The organism is Dyella sp. (genome assembly GCF_036746095.1).
GTDB lineage: Bacteria > Pseudomonadota > Gammaproteobacteria > Xanthomonadales > Rhodanobacteraceae > Dyella_B.
In genome coordinates, this window is the sequence record NZ_DAIOEU010000082.1 from 1 (window position 1) to 17,835 (window position 17,835).

A 17,835-nucleotide genomic window follows, 5' to 3' on the forward strand; every position below is an offset into this window, starting at 1 on the left:
TGATTTCCATCGTCGAAGTATACGGTCAAGCATCTATAGTGTTAACACGCCCTAGCTCTCTCGACCCCGCAGCATGGTAGGGCGCATGGGATGCGAATAGCTGTCTTAGCTACCAAACGACTGCGCAAGCCAGTCGGGAACCGGAATGTTCTTCTCCCGCAGAAATGGCGGATTGAACAGCTTGGCCTGATAGCGCGTTCCCGCATCGGCCAAGATAGTCACGACGGTGTGCCCCGGTCCCAGTGCCTGCGCCAATCGAATGGCCCCAGCCAGGTTGACGCCGCTGGAGCCACCCACGCACCAACCCTCCTCGCGCAACAGCTGATGCAGCAACGGTACGGATTCCTGATCCGGAATCGACCAGGCCAGATCGATCGGCGCGTCCTGAAAGTTCGCCGTGATGCGGCTCGAGCCAATGCCTTCGCTAATGGACGTCCCTTCCGCCACCAGTTCGCCACGTTGCACATAGTGGGCCAGCGCCGAACCCGTAGGATCGGAAAGCCCGATCTTTATCCCCGCCTTGCGGGCCTTCAATGCCGTGCCCACGCCGGCCAGGGTGCCTCCCGTACCGGCCGAGCACACAAAGCCGTCAACCTTGCCCTCTGTCTGTTCCCAGATTTCAACGGCAGTGGTCGCTTCGTGCCAATCCCGATTGGCGGTGTTGTCGAATTGGTTGCCAAACCAGGTGCTGCCCGGCGCCCGCTCGTTCAGGCTTTCAGCGTAGGCGCGAGCGATATGGACGTAATGCCTGGGATCCTTGAACGGCACCGCTGGGACAAGTCGTACTTCTGCGCCTGCGACGCGTAAAGCGTCGATCTTCTCCCGGCTCTGCGTCTCCGGCATAAAGATCACCGACCGATAACCGCGGCTCGCGCCGATCAGCGCCATCCCGATCCCGGTATTCCCGGCGGTTCCTTCCACGATCGTGCCGCCCGGCCGCAGCAAGCCCCGGCGTTCGGCATCCAGGATCAACCCCAGCGCCGTGCGGTCCTTGATCGACCCGCCCGGATTAAGAAACTCAGCCTTGCCCAGCACCTCGCAACCGGTCAACGCCGAGGCGTGGCGAAGGCGCAGCAGCGGGGTGTGGCCGACGGCAGAGGACAGATCGGGCTTGATGCTCATGGGATGCAGTGTGACCGCCATCAACGAAACAGGCGTGAGGATAGCGCGAGCAGGCCCGTCCGCCACCGTCCGGCCTCGGGCGGTACGTCGCACATATGGTCTTTTCCCATATGCTGGAAATCCGCAGTACTTTCGAGGTGTTTTTACGTTTAGACGTCTAAACGTCCATTGACGGTAAAAAAAGCCGTATGTATAGTCGTTTCCACTCATCGAGACCGGCTGAGGGACAGGCCCTTTGAAGCCGGGGCAACCTGCAGGATCAAACCTGCAACGGTGCTAACTCCTGCGGGGTGCGTAAGCGCCGACCGAGAGATGGGGTGTCGTCAGTCCATGTCATGCATGGAGCATCCGGCGACAACTCCTCCCAGGTTCTCCGCAGGGCGATGCAAACGGAGAACTGAAGATGCCGCACCTCGCCAACTCCTCCCTTGAAGATCGTCCCACTGCCGTGGTCGTGTCCTTGCATCCGCGCAACGGGCTTACCGAGCAGCGCAGCTCCCGCCGCCTGTCCCTGCAGCCGAAGTACGGCCATGGCACCAGCCATGTGGATGTGCGTTACCAGTGGACGGGCGCGCCCGATGCGCCGACGATCATCGTGCAGGGTGGCATCTCTGCAGACCGCTACGTGGCCGGCGCCGAAGACCAGCCCGGATGGTGGTCCGAGTTAGTGGGGCCAGGCCACGCTGTCGATCTGGCACATTGCCGCGTACTCAGCATCGACTGGCTGACCCCGTCTGATTTCGAAAACCACCCGCGCGCCATCTCCAGCGAGGACCAGGCCGACGCCTTGGCGGGCCTGGTGGATGCGCTTGGTATTGGCTGCGTCGCTGCTTTTGTTGGATCGTCCTACGGCGCAATGGCCGCCCTTGCCTTTGCCGCGCGTCATCCGGACAAGCTCGACAAGCTGGTTCTGCTCGCCGGCGCTCATCGTGCCCATCCGATGGCCACGGCACAGCGTGCGATCCAACGCCAGATCCTGCGCCTGGGCCAAGCCTCAGGCCAGATCAATGAAGCGCTTTCGCTCGCACGTCAATTGGCAATGACCACCTATCGTGGCAGCGAGGAATTCGCGCGCCGCTTTGATGGCACACCGGATTATCGCGAAGGCCGCTTTCATTTTCCGGTCGAAGATTATCTGGAACACGCCGGCCGCAGCTTCGTCCAGCGCTTCGATCTGGAGCGCTTTCTTGCGCTATCCGAATCCATCGATCTGCACGATGTCGCGCCGGAATCCATCAACGTGCCGGCAACACTGATTGGCTTTCCTTCCGATCGCCTCGTGCCGCTGGCTGACCTGTGCGAATTGCAGCGTCGCCTGCGTGGTTCGGCCACGCTGGAAGTGGTCGACTCGCCCTACGGCCACGATGCCTTCCTGAAAGAAACCAGCAAACTGGCGCCGCTGCTGCGCCAAGCCATTTCCTGTCGTCGTGGAGCTTGATCATGTGCGCTGATATCGCAAAGGACGCCGCCGCCAGTACCCGTGCCGTGCGCGCAGGCATTGAGTCGGACACACAGCACGGCGCGGTCGTGCCAGCGCTGCATCTGTCCACCAACTACAGTTTCACCGGCCTGGGCGGCAAGCGCGCGTATGACTACTCGCGCAGCGGCAATCCCACGCGCGATCTGCTTGGCAACGCGCTAGCCGAACTTGAACAAGGTGCCGGCGCGGTGATCACGGCCAGTGGCATGGCGGCCGTGGCGCTTGCGTTGGAGCTGGTTCCGGCCGGCGCCACCGTGCTTGCGGCACATGATTGCTACGGCGGTACGTGGCGCTTGCTTGACGCCTGGGCGAAGAAAGGGCGCTTCAGCGTTCGCTTCATCGACCTCACCGACAACTACGCGCTGGCCGAAGGCTTGGCATTGAAGCCAGCGCTGGTGTGGGTGGAAACGCCGTCGAATCCGCTGTTGCGCATTACCGACATTCGCCACGTCGCACAGGCGGCGCATGCCGTCGGCGCCTTGGTGGTGGTGGACAACACCTTCCTCTCGCCGGCGTTGCAGCAGCCGCTCGCACTCGGCGCAGACGTCGTCGTGCACTCCACCACCAAGTACATCAACGGTCATAGCGATGTCGTTGGCGGTGCTGTCGTGGCGCGTGACGCTGCGGTCGCCGAACAGCTGAAGTGGTGGGGCAATTGCAACGGTCTCACCGGCGCGCCGTTTGACAGCTTCCTCACCTTGCGTGGCCTGCGCACACTTGGCGTACGCCTGCGCCAACATCAGGAAAACGCAGAACGCATCGCCACGTATCTCGATCAGCACGACGCCGTGCGGAAGGTGTATTACCCCGGCCTGGACCAGCATGCAGGACATGCATTGGCGGCACGCCAACAGCAAGGTTTCGGCGGCATGCTGAGTTTTGAACTGCACGGCGACGTGCCGCAGATCGAAGCCTTCGTGGATGGTCTGGAATACTTCTCGCTGGCCGAATCGCTTGGCGGTGTGGAAAGCCTGGTCGCACATCCTGCTTCCATGACCCATGCCGCGATGGCACCGGAGGCGCGGCGCGCGGCTGGTATTGCCGACACATTGCTGCGCTTGTCGATCGGCATCGAAGATGGCGACGACTTGTTGCGCGACCTAGCGGCTGGTTTGCAGCGCGCGCAAACGGTGGGCGAGAACGCCTCGAAACGACGGGTGCTTGCATGAGCGCGGTGCTGGCGGAAGCTTCTGTTTCCAAGACAGCACCCGTCGCACCGCAGGAGGCCGCACTGGTATTGCTTGGTACTGGCGTCGTGGGTGGTGCGTTTCTCAAGCTGCTATGCACGCCCGTATCGAAGCGATTGCATCTGGTCGGCGCCGCCAACTCACGCAAGCAACAAGTCGAAGCCGCGCAACTTGCTGCGCGCGACCTGCGCGAGCGGCTGAAGCGCGAAGGCGCGCCGCGTGACGATGCAGCCTTGCTGTCGGCGCTGGATGCGCATCATGCAACGCTGAAAGTCATCGTCGATGCCACCGCGTCCTCCGAGCTGGCATCGCGTCACGCGGATTGGTTGGCTCGTGGCTACCACGTCGTCACCGCCAACAAATCCCTGGCGGGCGGCCATCTCTCCGGCTGGCGTGCGCTACAAGCTGCGCGTGCGGCGGGTGGACGTTACGGCGATTCCGCCACGGTGGGCGCAGGCTTGCCGGTGCTTTCCACGCTACGGCGCCTGTGTGACTGCGGTGATAGCCTCCTTACTTTGGAAGGCGTGTTTTCCGGTTCGCTTTCCTATCTGTTCAACACGTATGACGGTAGCCGACCGTTTTCCGAGTTGTTGGGCGAAGCGCGCAAGCAAGGCTATACGGAGCCGGATCCGCGCGCCGATCTTTCCGGCGAAGACGTGGCGCGCAAGCTGCTGATCCTCGCGCGCAATGCCGGTTTCGCCCTGGGCCATGACGAAGTCGTCGTGGAAAGCCTGGTGCCGGAAAGCCTGCGCGATATCTCCACCGAGACATTCCTTGCACGTCTGGAAGAACTGGACGAACCGCTGGCTGCCCTGCATGAAGCGGCACATGAGCGTGGACATGTACTGCGTTTCCTTGCGCGCCTCAATCAACGCGGGCGCGCACGCGTGGGCATTACCGAAGTGCCACTGACGCATCCCGCTGCACGCTTGTACGGCACGGATAATCAATTTGCATTGACCACCACGCGCTATCACACGCAACCGCTGGTGATCCAAGGGCCGGGTGCTGGCCCCGAAGTCACCGCGCAGGCGTTACTGGGCGATATTCTGGCGTTGGGATGATGCGTAAAACGCGTCAGCTGCGTGCGATACGTTCGGCAGCTTCTTCGTCTGGCGGTACCAGCGGCAAATCCGGATGCGCGTGGGCCGTATCCCGCGCGGCTTCTACGGCGGGTGTGCGCCAACCGGACTTCACGCCCCACAAATAGAACACCAGCCCAATCACGGCCACGACTACAAGATCGATGCCGTAAGGCAGATAGCCGCGACCACCAAAGGTGGTGCTGCCCAGCCACGACACGCAGGCAATCGTGGGCAGATAAACAATCAGCCACCAGGCACCCTTCAGGTGGCGAGCAAAATCGTGCCAGCCGGATTTAGCCTGGTAGTACAGATACACCGGCAATGCCACCACCATCAACAAGATGATTTCACCGGTCAGCGGCCACTTCGCCCAGTACAACAGTTCCGTCGCCATGACGAAGGCCACGCCGGCAAGCACCGGCAACCCTGCCACGCGCAGTGGGCGGTGTAATTCTTTGGCAGTGCGGCGCAGCGTCATCACGCTGACCGGACCGGTGAGATAGGAAATGATCGTCGCCACCGAGATCACCGCCGCCAGCGTGCCCCAGCCGCGGAAGAAGAACAGGAACAAGAACGACACAGCGAGGTTGAGCCACATGGCCGGGCGCGGCACGCCCCACTTCGGATGCACCTGGCCGAGGATCTTCGGCAGCGTGCCATTGCGTTCCATGCCGTAGATCATGCGTGCGGTGGTCGCGGTGTACGTCATGCCGGTACCGCTGGGGCTGATGAAAGCATCCACGTACAACAGCATCGCCAGCCAGTGCAGGTTGACGATGATGGCCAGCTCCGCAAACGGCGAACGGAAATCGATGCCGTGCCAGCCCGCCTTCGCCAACATGTCCTGCGGTACGGCACCGAGGTAGGCAATTTGCAGAATCACATAGATCACGGTCGCCAGCAGGATCGAGCCCACCACGGCAAACGGAATGCTCCGCCCGGGATTACGCGCCTCGCCGGCCAGATTCACCGGGCTCTGAAAGCCGTTGAAACTGAAAACGATGCCGGCCGTCGCGACTGCCGTGAGCACCGCGGCGAAGTCGATCGCATGGTTGCCGCCATGGATACCCACCGAGAAATTCTCGCGATGAAAGCCGCTGGCGATCAGCGCCAAACCGGTTGCCGCCGGCACCACCAGCTTGAACACGGTAATCGCCGTGTTGGAGTGTGCAAACAGCTTCACGCTCCAGAAGTTGAGCAGGAAGTAGATGATCACCAGCACCGCCGCGATGGCGAGGCCATCAGGGCTCAGTTCGCCGACCCCATTGCTGACGTGATACAGGTCCTGCGCCCATGCCCACGGCCATGAGGCCATGTACTGCACCGACGCTTCGGCCTCCACCGGAATCACCGATACGATCGCGATCCAGTTCGCCCACGCCGCAATAAACCCCACCAGCGAACCGTGCGAATAATGGCCGTAGCGCACCATGCCGCCGGACTCGGGGAACATCGCGCCCAGTTCCGCATAGGTCAGCGCGATGGTCATGATGATCGCCGCGCCCAGCACCCATGCCCAGATGGCGCCTGGACCGGCCAGTCCGGCCGCCTTCCATGCGCCGAACAGCCAGCCGGAGCCGATGATCGAACCCAGGCCGGTGAGCATGAGGGCAAACGGCCCCACATCGCGGCGGATCGCATTGGAAGAAGACATCGAGCACTCCCTGAAAGCCAAAGAATGGCCGCCTCAGGCGGCACAATCCGGCGATGATGACAGACCGGTATGCGTAGTGTCAGCCCGTGCCGGGCTGGGCTGCCCGTACCGGAAGTTGCGCGTGGGTGTGTCGGCGCATGCTCGATATGGCGATATATCTTTTCATCTCGAAAGAGAGATATATATACTGTCGGCTCGACGCCAAGGATTTAGAACATGCCGGCCATCAGCTTCGAATTCTTTCCGCCCAAGACTGACGAACAGCGCACCCAGCTCGACAAGACCGCCAAGGAGCTGAAGGCGCTCAAGCCCGATTACGTCTCCGTCACCTTCGGCGCCGGCGGTTCCACCTTGAGCTATACCAGCGAAACCGTGGCGCGCCTGCACCAGCAGCATGGCCTGGACGTAGCGCCGCATCTGTCCTGCATGGGCGGTACCCGCAAGGAAATCGCCGATCTGCTCGATACTTATCGCGCCGCCGGCTACCGCCGTCTCGTGGCGCTGCGCGGCGATCTGCCGTCGGGCATGGCCTCGCCGGGCGATTTTCGTTATGCCGCTGAGCTGGTGCGCTTTATTCGCGAACATTGCGGCGATCATTTCCACATCGAAGTCGCCGCATATCCGGAAATGCATCCGCAGGCCGAAGACGTCCAGGCCGATCTCCAGCATTTCAAGTCGAAGGTCGATGCTGGCGCGAACGGGGCGATCACGCAGTACTTCTTCAACGCCGATGCGTATTTCCGTTTCGTCGACGACGCGCGCAGCCTGGGCGTATCGGTACCGATCGTGCCGGGCATCATGCCGATTTCCAACTATGCCCAGCTCAAGCGTTTCTCCGATGCCTGTGGCGCGGAGATTCCGCGCTGGATCGCCAAGCGCATGCAGGCGTATTACGACGACGTCGAATCCATCCGTGCCATGGGCGCGGAAGTGGTCGCGCAACTGTGCCGCCGCCTGCTGGAAGGCGGTGCGCCGGGCCTGCACTTCTATACGCTGAACCGGGCAAAAGCGACGCGCGCGGTGCTTGACCAGCTCCACTGATGCATCTCATGCATCGGGCTATGCTTGCCCGATGCGTTATCTGCCCTTGCTCCTTTTACTGTTGTTATTACCCATCTCTGCGGTCAAAGCGCAGGGTGACATTCATCGCTGCATGGGTGCGGATGGCATCCCCGTTTTTACGGATCGCGTGTGCGCCGACGTAAATGCCAAACCGGTGATGCCAGTGCCTGCGCCAAGCATGTCACCGGCTTCGAGTGCATCCGTTTCGGCAGCGCCTTTGCAGGCTCCTGCGATAACGTGTGCCGCGGATCTAAAGCAACTCAAGCAAGCGGTCATTGACGCTTTCGCCGAACGCAATCCCAATCGGCTGGCTGGCTTGACGCTATGGAATGGCGATGGAAAAGATGAAGTCGTCGCCGATATCCGCTACTTCAAGCGCCTGATGGCGCACCCCTTGATTGAAGTGAAAAGCACTTCCGACGCCGCATCAACTTCCAACGATGAAGATGAAGCTGATGCTTCAGCGCTTGCCTTGTCAGCGTCACCCAACCCGACGTCGGCGCATGGTGAAGCGCTGATCGTGCAGACCGAATCCGACGACGGCAGCGGCGCAACGATGCAAACCCGTTTCGACGTCGTGCATCGCTCGGGCTGTGTGTGGTTGCGGGCGCAAAGTGATTAAACGGACGAAAGGTCTCGAAAGATTCGGCACGCTATGATGAGCGACCCCCACCGGAGATCCCCCATGGCTCAACAGTATCCCGAATGGATTTGGCAGAACGGCGAGATCAAGCCGTGGAAAGATGCCACCGCCCACGTGATGTCGCACGCCTTGCATTACGGCTCCTCGGTGTTCGAAGGGATACGCAGCTATGTCACGCCGGAAGGCGCGGCGATCTTCCGCCTCACCGATCATCTAAAGCGCCTGTACCTGTCGGCCAAGATCTACGACATGGTGCTGCCGTACGCGCAGGAAGAACTGGCGGCAGCGTGCCGCGACGTGATCCGCAAGAACGGCTATTCCGCCGCCTATCTGCGCCCGGTCGCTTATCGCGGCCTGGGTGGTTTCGGGCTTTCCGCCGAAACGCCGATCGACGTTGCCGTGGCCAGCTGGCCGATGGGTCCGTATCTTGGGCCGGAAGCGCTGGAAGTGGGCATCACTGCTTGCGTATCGAGCTGGCAGCGCTTCGCGCCGAACACCATCCCGGCCGGTGCCAAGGCCGGCGGCAATTATCTTTCCGGCCAGTTGATCGCACGTGAAGCGCGCCGCCTCGGTTTCGGCGAAGGCATCGCCTTGGCCGCTGGCGGCCTGCTCAGCGAAGGCGCCGGCGAAAACCTGTTCCTGGTCTTCGACGGCGTGCTGCATACCACGCCGGCCAGCGCCTCCATCCTTGCCGGCATCACCCGCGACACCATCAAGGTGCTCGCGCGCGAAGATGGCATTGAAGTGGTGGAGCGCGACATCCCGCGCGAATACCTGTACCTGGCCGACGAAGTGCTGATGTGCGGCACTGCCGCCGAAATCACCCCCATCCGCGAGATCGACGGCAAGCAGGTCGGTAGCGGCAAGGCCGGGCGTCTCACTCGTCGCCTGCAGGAGCTGTACTTCGGGTTGTTCAACGGCAAGACGCAGGACAAGTGGGGCTGGCTGGAGCCGGTTTGACCTTTCTACACCTCCCCGTCAAGGCGGAGAAGGTTTGAACGGCGGGCCACTTCATTTTCACCAAAAAAGGTGAAAAGATGTACGCCATGACCCTCCAGCTCACCAGCCGCCAGTCCAACATCCTCGCCTTCATCCGCGAACGGCTGGAGCAGGGCGGGGAAGTGCCCACGCTGGAGGAAATCGGCCTGGCCATGGGCATTCCCAACGTGAGCGCCGTGCTCAAGCACGTGCGCTCGCTGGAAGCCAAGGGCCGGCTGGTGATCGAGCCCAACCGGTCGCGCGGCATCCGGCTGGTGCAGGAAACCGATCCCCTCGCCGCCGATACCCTCGAGCTCCCTCTGGTTGGCCGCATCGCCGCCGGCGAGCCGATCTTTTCCGAATCGCGGGTGGAGCGCAGCCTGCGCGTCTCGCGTTGGCTATTCCGCCTGCAGCCGGATTACCTGGTGCGGGTGATCGGCGATTCCATGCGCGACGAAGGCATCCTGGATGGCGACCTGGTCGCCGTGCACGCCACCCCGGTCGCGCGGCATGGCCAAGTGGTGGCCGCTCGCGTGGCGGGCGACCGCTTCACCATCAAGCGGCTGTATTGGCAAGGCGATGTGATTCGCCTGCTGCCGAACAGCCCCGGCTATCAGCCGATCGACCCCGATCCCACTGAAGACTTTGCCATCGAAGGACTGTTTGCAGGTCTGGTGAGAGGCGGCTGATGGGTACGGTCGTCGCTTTGTCGAATCTGCTGGAAGCCCGGCAGGTGTGGCGCGGCCGTGCGGAGGCACCGGTCGAAGGCGGGCAACCCACTGGCTGGCCGAAGCTCGATGCAGCGCTGCCGGCACGCGGCTGGCCCGAAGCCTCGCTCACGGAAATCCTGCTACCCGCCGACGGCGTTGGCGAGTTGCGCCTGGTATTGCCGACACTCGCGCGCCTCACGCAAGGCCAGCGCCCGGTCATGCTGATTGCTCCACCGTATGTGCCTTGCGCGATGGGCTGGCGGCAGCAAGGCGTAAATCTGCAGCATCTGGAAATCGTCGATGCAGACGAGAAACATGTGCTGTGGGCTGCTGAGCAAGCGCTGCGTTCCGGCAGTTGCGCCGCCGTGCTGGCGTGGCCGCAGCAAGCGGATGATCGCAGCTTGCGCCGTCTGCAAGTGGCGGCGGATACCGGCCGTGCGCTGGCCTTTGTGTTTCGCGATCGGCGTTACCTGGCGAATGCATCGCCCGCGGCCTTGCGGTTGGAACTCGTTGCCACGCCGCAGGCCTCGATCTGGGTGCGCAAATGCCGGGGTGGCAATGTGCCGATCCATGCCATTGCATGGCAAAGCATACGCTACGATGACAGTAGTCCAGAAAACCGTCATTCCCGCGAAGGTGCAGCATCGCACGACGCATATCTCTCTTCGAAAAGGAGAGGGGAGTGATCCGTCATGCTGTGGGTCTGCATCACATTGCCGCACTTGGCGCTCGACGGTGTTCTCCGTCGCCGCACTGATGACAGCCCGCTGGTGCTGGTGGATGGCCCGACGAACGCGCGTTGTGTCGTTGCCGCCAATGCATCCGCGCAAGCTGCAGGCTTGTACGTCGGTCAACGCCTGACCGCCGCCCAGGCGCTGCTGGCGCAATTCGAAACCATGCCTTACGACGCCGCGGAAGCGGATCGCTGGCAACGCTTCCTGGGCGGCGTGGCGTATCGCTACAGCTCGCAAGTGGCATTGCTGCCGCAGGCCATCGTGCTGGAAATCAGTCGCAGCCAGAACCTGCTGGGCGATTGGCCGAAAATCGAACGCAACCTGCGCTGTGATCTCACGGCGCTTGGCTTTCGCCATCGCATCGCCGCGGCCCCAACGCCGCACGCGGCACGGGTGCTTGCCGGCGCGAACGACGGACTGGCCGTGCTAACGCGAGAAACCATGCAGCGTGCACTCGATGCAGTGCCGTTACAGAAAAGCCACTTGCCCGAACACGCCGTGGATGCGTTGCCGCGCATGGGCATCCGCAAGCTGGGACAGTTGCTGCACATGCCACGTGACGGACTGCAGCGACGTTTCGGTGCCGAACTGCTGCAGACCATCGACCGCCTGTTGGGCAACGTCCCACCTGGACTCGATCTCTACGTGCCGCCCGATACGGTGGACTGGCGCATCGAGCTTTCGCATGAAGTGGAAAACATCGCGGCACTGGCGTTTCCGCTGAAACGCATGACGGGCGATCTGGCGGCGTATCTTTCCGGGCGCGATGGTGGCGTGCAGCGCTTTGCATTGCGATTGGAGCATCGTGATCGCGCTGTGACCGACGTGCCGGTCGGCATGCTTTCGCCCGAGCGCGATGCCAATGTGCTCTTCGAAGCCGCACGCGGCCGCCTGGAGCAAGTGCAACTGCCTGCGCCGGTTTTGTCGCTGCGTTTGCTCGCCGACGACCTGCCTGGCTTCGTTCCCGCCGGTCGCGACCTGTTCGACGAACGTCCTGCCAACGCGTTGCCTTTCGAGCAATTGCGCGAACGCCTGCGCGCGCGGCTTGGCGACCGCGCGGTCTATCGCTTGAGCACCACCAGCGATCCACGCCCCGAGTACTCGCAACGCGTGGCCATGCAAAATGAAGACTTCATCGAGCCGCGCGCACGTCCCACCTGGTTGCTCGATAAGCCGATGCCATGGCGCGGCGCGCTACGCATCCTCGCGGGCCCGGAGCGCATGGAAACCGGCTGGTGGGACGGCGATGCGGTGCGCCGCGATTACTACATCGTTGAAACGGACCAAGGGCAACGCGCCTGGGCGTATCGCGCGAAAGACGAGCCAACCGGCTGGATGTTGCACGGGTGGTTCGCATGAGCGACTACGCCGAACTGCATTGCCTGTCGGATTTCTCGTTCCAGCGTGGAGCATCCAGTGCGCGTGAACTTTTCGAGCGCGCCAACGAGTGCGGCTACACCGCATTGGCGATCACCGACGAGTGCTCGCTCGCTGGTATCGTGCGCGCCTGGGAGGCTTCGCGCGATACGAAAGTGCCGCTGATCGCCGGCACGGAAATCCAGCTTGCCGACGGCCCCAAGCTGGTGCTGCTGGCGGAAAACAAGCAAGGCTATGTCTCGCTGTGCCGCCTGATCACGCAAGGACGCAGGGCAACTGAAAAAGGCGAGTATCGGCTGGTCAAGGCAGATCTGGCCGACGGTGTACCAGGCACGTTGGTGCTATGGATTCCCGAGCACAAGCCAAGCCACGAGCACGGTGCATGGGTAAAGCAGGTTTTCGGAGATCGTGCTTGGCTGGCAGTGGAGCTGCATCGCGACGGCGATGATGCCGCACGTATGGCCGAGCTCGAGTCACTGGGCGAAGCCCTGCAATTGCCGCGTGTGGCAAGCGGCGACGTGCATATGCATAGCCGTCGATGCCTGCCACTGCAACACACGATGACGGCGATTCGGCATCACAAGACCATTGCCGAAGCTGGTGCCGTGTTGTTCCGCAATGGCGAGCGGCATCTGCGCCGCCGCTCGACGCTGGAAAAGATTTATCCCAAAGAGCTGCTGGATGAAAGCGTGCGTATTGCCAAGCGCTGCACGTTCAATTTGAAGGAGGATTTGCAGTACCAGTACCCCAAGGAACTGGTTCCTGAAGGTTGCTCAGCCATGCAATGGCTGCGCCATCTCGTCGCCGAAGGTTCGGCATGGCGTTGGCCGCAAGGCGTGCCACCCGAGCATCAGGCCACTATCGAGCGCGAGCTGGAGCTTATCGAGAAGAAGCAATATGAAGCGTTCTTTCTTACCGTGCACGACATCGTTCGGTATGCGCGCAGCCAAAGCATTCTTTGCCAGGGGCGCGGTTCGGCCGCCAATTCCATCGTGTGCTTTACGCTGGGCGTAACGGATGCAGATCCGGAAAAGGTCACACTGCTGGCGGAACGTTTCATTTCCGTAGAGCGCAACGAACCGCCCGATATCGATGTCGATTTCGAGCACGAAAAGCGCGAAGAAGTTATCCAGTACGTCTACAACAAATATGGCCGCGAACGCGCAGCCATTGCAGCCACGGTCATCAGCTACCGCAGCAAAAGCGCCGTGCGCGATGTGGCCAAGGCTTTGGGGCTTCCCGAAGACCAGACCGACAAGCTCGGTCGCTGCTTCTTCCGCCTCGGCGATGCTTCTTTGCACAATCGTTTGCGCGAACAAGGGTTCGATCCGGATGCGCCAGTCATGCAGAAACTACTGGCGTTGACTGTGCAATTGCTCGGCAAGCCGCGCCATCTGAGTCAACACGTAGGCGGCTTCGTGATCCATGACGCGCCGCTGCATGAACTGGTGCCGGTGGAAAACGCAGCCATGCCCAATCGCACCATTATCCAGTGGGACAAGGATGATCTGGACACTATGGGGTTACTCAAGGTCGATTGCCTGGCGCTGGGTATGCTGACTTGCCTGCGCAAATGTTTCGATTTTGTGAAGACATATCGCGATAAGGAGCTAAGCATCGCCACGATCAAGCCCGACGACGAAGAGACGTACGCGATGATCCAGCGTGCCGATACCATCGGCGTATTCCAGATCGAAAGCCGTGCGCAGATGGCGATGCTGCCGCGACTTAAACCTGCGGATTACTACGACCTGGTCATTCAGATAGCCATTGTGCGGCCGGGGCCAATTCAAGGCGACATGGTGCACCCCTATTTACGGCGTCGGCGCAAAGAGGAGCCTGTCGAGTATCCATCGGAGAAATTGAAGCCAGTACTCAAGCGCACGATGGGCGTGCCGCTGTTCCAGGAACAAGTAATGAAGTTGGCGATGGTGGCTGCTGACTATACGGCAGGTGAGGCCGATGAATTGCGTCGAGCCATGGGAGCATGGAAACGTCACGGCGGCATGGAGAAACACCACGACAAACTCATCAGCGGCATGCTGAAAAATGGTTATAGCCGGGAATTCGCCGCACAGATCTTCAATCAGGTAAAAGGTTTCGGCAGCTATGGCTTCCCTGAAAGCCACGCCGCCAGCTTCGCCAATATCGCCTATGCCAGCAGCTGGCTGAAATGCCACGAACCGGGCATGTTTGCCTGCGCATTGCTCAACTCGCAGCCGATGGGTTTCTACGGCCCGAGCCAGATCGTGCAGGATGCGCAGCGCAACGGTATTCGTGTACGTCCGATGGATGTCCGCCATAGCGATTGGGATTGCACGCTCGAATCTGATGCAAGCAGCAAGAAGGGGTTTGCCTTGCGGCTTGGGCTACGCCAATTGCGCGGTTGCAGCGAAAAAGTCGCGGACCGTATTTCGTTGGCCCGCAAGGCAGGGCCTTTCTATGATGTCGTCGACCTTTGTACACGCGCCGAGCTGGACTCTCGCCACCAGGATCTGCTCGCTGATGCGGGCGCTTTGCGTGGCCTGGCCGGCCATCGCCATCGCGCACTATGGCTCACTTCCGGCGTGGAAGCGCAGCTGCCTCTGTTCGGTCGTGCCAGCCCAAGCGAGCAGGACATCGTATTGCCGCTGCCTACGGCCGTCGAAGACATGACGGCTGATTACGCGCACAGTGGCCTGAGCCTGGGGCCGCATCCGTTGAAGCTGCTGCGCAGCTACCTGCGTCGGGAACGCTATCTGGATTCGCGCAGCATGCAAAAGCTGCCGCATGCCACGCAGGTGCGTGCCGTCGGATTGGTTACCCAGCGCCAGCAACCGCAAACAGCCAGCGGCGTCACCTTCATTACCCTCGAAGACGAATTCGGCCACGTCAACGTGGTGGTGTGGAGCCACATCGCGCAAACCCAGCGCCGCCCTTATCTGGAGGCGCGCTTGCTGGCGATCGAAGGCCGCTGGGAATCCGTTGACGGTGTAAGTCACTTGATTGCGCGAAAGCTGCGCGATCTCAGTCATCTGTTGGCGGATCTCGATGCACGCTCGCGCGATTTTCATTGAGGCATGTATGCAAACGCTACTTTTTGAACCAGGCGTGCAACGGATTGCCGACGATGTCACCGGCCCGATCACCTATCTGCCGGAGGTGATTTCACCTGACTTGGCAGCGGACTGGTTTGCCACCTTGCGCGAGCACGGCGATTGGCACGCAAGCACGCGGATGATGTATGAACGGTTGGTTGGCGTGCCGCGGCTGCATTGTCATTACGCGATGGCCGACCCCAGGCTGCCGCAGGTATTGCGCGCCGCGCTCGCGATAGTGAGACAGCATGTCAACGCACCCTTCAACAGCATCGGCCTTAATTTCTATCGCGACGAACATGACAGCGTGGCGCCGCATAACGACAAGCTGCATGAACTGGTGCCGCATCAACCGATCGTGCTGTTGTCACTGGGTGCGACGCGCACCATGGTGATCCAGCGCAAAAAACCGCCACGGCTGAAAACCGTACTGGAACTGGAGGCAGGCAGCCTGTTGCTGATGGGCTGGAATGCGCAGCTGAATTATGACCACGGCATTCCCAAACTGAGATGGCCGGTGGGGCCGAGAATCAGCGTGGCGTTTCGGGTGCGGCCTAAGAAAGCCGACAAAAGCTGGTGATCGCACTGCCGCCATTCCCGCGAAAGCGGGAATCCATTTTCAAGGATGCACCAGGGCAGGATGGATTCCCGCTTTCGCGGAATGACGGCAATGTGGAAACGGCTATTTTTGGGAATTTACCTGGCGCGCGCCTTGAGCGCTGCCACCGCCGGCAGTTCCTTGCCTTCCAGGAATTCCAGGAACGCACCGCCGCCGGTGGAGATGTAGGAAACCCTGTCCTCGATGCCGTATTTGTCGACCGCCGCCAGCGTGTCGCCGCCGCCGGCAATGGAGAACGCCTTCGAATCGGCCACCGCATGCGCCAGAACTTCGGTGCCTTTGCCGAAGGCGTCGAACTCGAACACACCCACGGGACCGTTCCATACCACCGTGCCGGCCTTGGCGATCAGTTCGGCATACTGCTTGGCGGTTTCCGGACCGATGTCCAGGATCATCTCGTCATCCTTCACCTGGTCGACGCCTTTTACCGTAGCCGGCGCATGTGCGGAGAATTCCGGCGCCACGACTACGTCCACCGGCATCGGCACTTCGGCACCGCGGCGCTTGGCATCGGCGAGTACTTTCTTGGCGGCGGGAATCAAATCAGGTTCGTACAGCGAGTTGCCGACCGAATAACCCATGGCCGCAATAAAGGTGTTGGCGATGCCACCGCCCACGATCAGCTGATCGACTTTGCCGATCAGGTTTTCCAGCAGCGTGAGCTTGGTGGAAACCTTCGAGCCGGCGACGATGGCGAGCAGCGGATGCGCGGGATGTTCCAGCGCCTTGCCGAGCGCATCGAGTTCATTGCAGAGCAGGGGGCCGGCGGCGGCAACCGGCGCGAACTTGATCACGCCATGCGTGGACGCCTGCGCGCGATGCGCGGTGCCGAATGCATCCATCACGAATACGTCGCACAGCGCGGCGTACTTCTTCGCCAGTGCTTCGTCGTCCTTGCCCTCGCCGACATTCATGCGGCAGTTTTCCAGCACCACCACTTCACCGTCGGCCACGTCCACGCCGTCGAGGTAATCGGCGACCAGGCGCACCGGCTTGCCAAGCTGTTCGCCCAGCCATGCCGCCACCGGCTTGAGCGAGGATTCCTCGTCGAACTGGCCTTCCTTCGGGCGACCCAGGTGCGACATCACCATCACTTTGGCGCCGGCATCGCGGGCGGCCTTGATGGTGGGCAGCGAAGCGTCCAGGCGCTGCGTGGACGTGATGCGGCCATTCTCGATCGGCACGTTCAAGTCTTCGCGAATCAGCACGCGCTTGCCGCGCAGGTCGAGGTCGCTCATGCGGGTGATGGTCACGGAAAAACTCCTGGCAGCTATGGAAGAAGGTCAGGCCCTGAGGCCGGAACCGAGTATTTTCCTGCCCGCCTCACGGCGATGCAAACGGCGCAGGTTTACACTCAAGGTTTCAATTCCATGGAAAGGCCATGTCCGCCAAGCTTGTTCTTTACAGTTACTGGCGTTCCAGCGCGGCCTTCCGCGTACGCATCGCACTGAATCTAAAGGGCTTGCATTACGAGACAAGGGCCGTGCACCTGGTTCGCGACGGCGGCGAACAGCACTCTCCAGCGTATGTGGCACTCAACCCGCAGCAGCTGGTGCCCGCCCTGGTCGATGATGACAAGGTGATGACGCAATCCATGGCCATCGCCGAATACCTGGATGAAATCCATCCGCATCCGCCATTGTTGCCGGCTGATGCCGCGGGCAGGGCGCGCATACGTGCCTTGGCGCAAATCATTGGCTGCGATATCCATCCCATCGGTAACTTGCGCGTGCTGCAACAGATCGGTTCGCAGTTCGGCGCCGATGACGAACAGAAAGGCATCTGGATGCGGCACTGGATCGTTGCCGGTTTCCAGGCCTTGGAAACCATGCTGGCGAACCACAAGGAAACCGGTCGTTATTGCCACGGCGACACGCCGGGGCTTGCCGATCTTTGCCTGGTGCCGCAGGTCTACAACGCGCGTCGCTGGAAAACGCCGCTGGATGATTACCCAACAATCTTGCGTATCGATGCAGCGTGCATGGCGTTGGATGCATTCAAGGCGGCGATGCCTGAGCAGCAGCCGGATGCACCGGCACCCTAATAATTTCAATGGCCGTCATTCCCGCGAAAGCGCACTGCTGTCCGGGGAAATTCGATCATGCGA

General features: G+C 61.5%; 15 protein-coding genes and 1 riboswitch. Of the genes, 12 read left to right on the plus strand and 3 right to left on the minus strand.

What is annotated here, in order from left to right:
- Window positions 1-105 precede the first annotated feature (105 nt).
- On the minus strand, window positions 106-1,122 hold the full coding sequence (locus V7M64_RS20600; RefSeq protein ID WP_333681838.1) for a cysteine synthase A: 1,017 nt from the start codon (window positions 1,120-1,122) through the stop codon (window positions 106-108).
- Window positions 1,123-1,325: 203 nt separating this feature from the next.
- Window positions 1,326-1,441: riboswitch (SAM riboswitch) on the plus strand.
- 84 nt (window positions 1,442-1,525) lie between these two features.
- On the opposite strand from V7M64_RS20600, the gene V7M64_RS20605 reads away from it, so the two are divergent.
- The 3 genes from V7M64_RS20605 to V7M64_RS20615 are packed head-to-tail and all read left to right on the plus strand — an operon-like array spanning window position 1,526 to window position 4,853.
- Window positions 1,526-2,560: a homoserine O-succinyltransferase gene (locus V7M64_RS20605; RefSeq protein WP_333681839.1), complete on the plus strand. Its 1,035-nt coding sequence runs from the start codon at window positions 1,526-1,528 to the stop codon at window positions 2,558-2,560.
- 2 nt (window positions 2,561-2,562) lie between these two features.
- A complete protein-coding gene (gene metB / locus V7M64_RS20610; protein WP_333681840.1) occupies window positions 2,563-3,771 on the plus strand; it encodes a cystathionine gamma-synthase in 1,209 nt (402 codons plus the stop codon).
- Entirely contained in the window at window positions 3,768-4,853 is a 1,086-nt protein-coding gene (locus tag V7M64_RS20615; protein ID WP_333681842.1) for a homoserine dehydrogenase, read from the plus strand. Before metB ends, V7M64_RS20615 begins: the two co-directional genes overlap by 4 nt.
- A gap of 13 nt (window positions 4,854-4,866) precedes the next feature.
- On the opposite strand, the gene V7M64_RS20620 is transcribed toward V7M64_RS20615, so the two are convergent.
- Window positions 4,867-6,528: an APC family permease gene (locus V7M64_RS20620; protein ID WP_333681844.1), complete on the minus strand. Its 1,662-nt coding sequence runs from the start codon at window positions 6,526-6,528 to the stop codon at window positions 4,867-4,869.
- 216 nt (window positions 6,529-6,744) lie between these two features.
- On the opposite strand from V7M64_RS20620, the gene metF reads away from it, so the two are divergent.
- From metF to V7M64_RS20660, 8 genes are all read left to right on the plus strand, one after another.
- Entirely contained in the window at window positions 6,745-7,569 is an 825-nt protein-coding gene (gene metF, locus V7M64_RS20625) for a methylenetetrahydrofolate reductase [NAD(P)H] (RefSeq protein ID WP_333681845.1), read from the plus strand.
- A gap of 199 nt (window positions 7,570-7,768) precedes the next feature.
- Complete coding sequence (locus tag V7M64_RS20630) at window positions 7,769-8,212, plus strand: DUF4124 domain-containing protein (RefSeq protein ID WP_333681847.1); 444 nt, start codon at window positions 7,769-7,771, stop codon at window positions 8,210-8,212.
- A gap of 63 nt (window positions 8,213-8,275) precedes the next feature.
- The gene (locus V7M64_RS20635; protein ID WP_333681849.1) at window positions 8,276-9,193 is read left to right on the plus strand and encodes a branched-chain amino acid transaminase; all 918 of its coding nucleotides are present in this window, start codon (window positions 8,276-8,278) and stop codon (window positions 9,191-9,193) included.
- A gap of 86 nt (window positions 9,194-9,279) precedes the next feature.
- Window positions 9,280-9,900, plus strand: coding sequence for a transcriptional repressor LexA (lexA, locus tag V7M64_RS20640; RefSeq protein WP_333681852.1), 621 nt, complete (start codon window positions 9,280-9,282; stop codon window positions 9,898-9,900).
- Window positions 9,900-10,607, plus strand: a complete 708-nt coding sequence (imuA, locus tag V7M64_RS20645; RefSeq protein ID WP_333681854.1) for a translesion DNA synthesis-associated protein ImuA — start codon at window positions 9,900-9,902, stop codon at window positions 10,605-10,607. The genes lexA and imuA overlap by 1 nt, the downstream gene beginning before the upstream one ends.
- Window positions 10,608-10,613: 6 nt before the next feature.
- On the plus strand, window positions 10,614-12,014 hold the full coding sequence (locus V7M64_RS20650; RefSeq protein WP_333681856.1) for a DNA polymerase Y family protein: 1,401 nt from the start codon (window positions 10,614-10,616) through the stop codon (window positions 12,012-12,014).
- On the plus strand, window positions 12,011-15,088 hold the full coding sequence (locus tag V7M64_RS20655; RefSeq protein ID WP_333681857.1) for an error-prone DNA polymerase: 3,078 nt from the start codon (window positions 12,011-12,013) through the stop codon (window positions 15,086-15,088). Before V7M64_RS20650 ends, V7M64_RS20655 begins: the two co-directional genes overlap by 4 nt.
- 7 nt (window positions 15,089-15,095) lie before the next feature.
- Window positions 15,096-15,689, plus strand: coding sequence for an alpha-ketoglutarate-dependent dioxygenase AlkB (locus V7M64_RS20660; RefSeq protein ID WP_333681858.1), 594 nt, complete (start codon window positions 15,096-15,098; stop codon window positions 15,687-15,689).
- A 116-nt stretch (window positions 15,690-15,805) separates the two neighbouring features.
- Here the strand turns inward: V7M64_RS20660 and V7M64_RS20665 are convergent, their stop codons facing one another.
- The gene (locus V7M64_RS20665; RefSeq protein WP_333681860.1) at window positions 15,806-16,981 is read right to left on the minus strand and encodes a phosphoglycerate kinase; all 1,176 of its coding nucleotides are present in this window, start codon (window positions 16,979-16,981) and stop codon (window positions 15,806-15,808) included.
- A gap of 128 nt (window positions 16,982-17,109) precedes the next feature.
- Here V7M64_RS20665 and maiA point away from each other — a divergent pair, with 128 nt between their 5' ends.
- Window positions 17,110-17,772, plus strand: coding sequence for a maleylacetoacetate isomerase (gene maiA / locus V7M64_RS20670; RefSeq protein ID WP_333681862.1), 663 nt, complete (start codon window positions 17,110-17,112; stop codon window positions 17,770-17,772).
- The last annotated feature ends 63 nt before the right edge of the window (window positions 17,773-17,835 follow it).

Coding starts and splice junctions, on each gene's coding strand:
- V7M64_RS20600 (WP_333681838.1), bottom strand. CDS start 1,122: ATGAGCATCAAGCCCGATCTGTCCTCTGCCGTCGGCCACACCCCGCTG.
- V7M64_RS20605 (WP_333681839.1), top strand. CDS start 1,526: ATGCCGCACCTCGCCAACTCCTCCCTTGAAGATCGTCCCACTGCCGTG.
- metB (WP_333681840.1), top strand. CDS start 2,563: ATGTGCGCTGATATCGCAAAGGACGCCGCCGCCAGTACCCGTGCCGTG.
- V7M64_RS20615 (WP_333681842.1), top strand. CDS start 3,768: ATGAGCGCGGTGCTGGCGGAAGCTTCTGTTTCCAAGACAGCACCCGTC.
- V7M64_RS20620 (WP_333681844.1), bottom strand. CDS start 6,528: ATGTCTTCTTCCAATGCGATCCGCCGCGATGTGGGGCCGTTTGCCCTC.
- metF (WP_333681845.1), top strand. CDS start 6,745: ATGCCGGCCATCAGCTTCGAATTCTTTCCGCCCAAGACTGACGAACAG.
- V7M64_RS20630 (WP_333681847.1), top strand. CDS start 7,769: ATGTCACCGGCTTCGAGTGCATCCGTTTCGGCAGCGCCTTTGCAGGCT.
- V7M64_RS20635 (WP_333681849.1), top strand. CDS start 8,276: ATGGCTCAACAGTATCCCGAATGGATTTGGCAGAACGGCGAGATCAAG.
- lexA (WP_333681852.1), top strand. CDS start 9,280: ATGACCCTCCAGCTCACCAGCCGCCAGTCCAACATCCTCGCCTTCATC.
- imuA (WP_333681854.1), top strand. CDS start 9,900: ATGGGTACGGTCGTCGCTTTGTCGAATCTGCTGGAAGCCCGGCAGGTG.
- V7M64_RS20650 (WP_333681856.1), top strand. CDS start 10,614: ATGCTGTGGGTCTGCATCACATTGCCGCACTTGGCGCTCGACGGTGTT.
- V7M64_RS20655 (WP_333681857.1), top strand. CDS start 12,011: ATGAGCGACTACGCCGAACTGCATTGCCTGTCGGATTTCTCGTTCCAG.
- V7M64_RS20660 (WP_333681858.1), top strand. CDS start 15,096: ATGCAAACGCTACTTTTTGAACCAGGCGTGCAACGGATTGCCGACGAT.
- maiA (WP_333681862.1), top strand. CDS start 17,110: ATGTCCGCCAAGCTTGTTCTTTACAGTTACTGGCGTTCCAGCGCGGCC.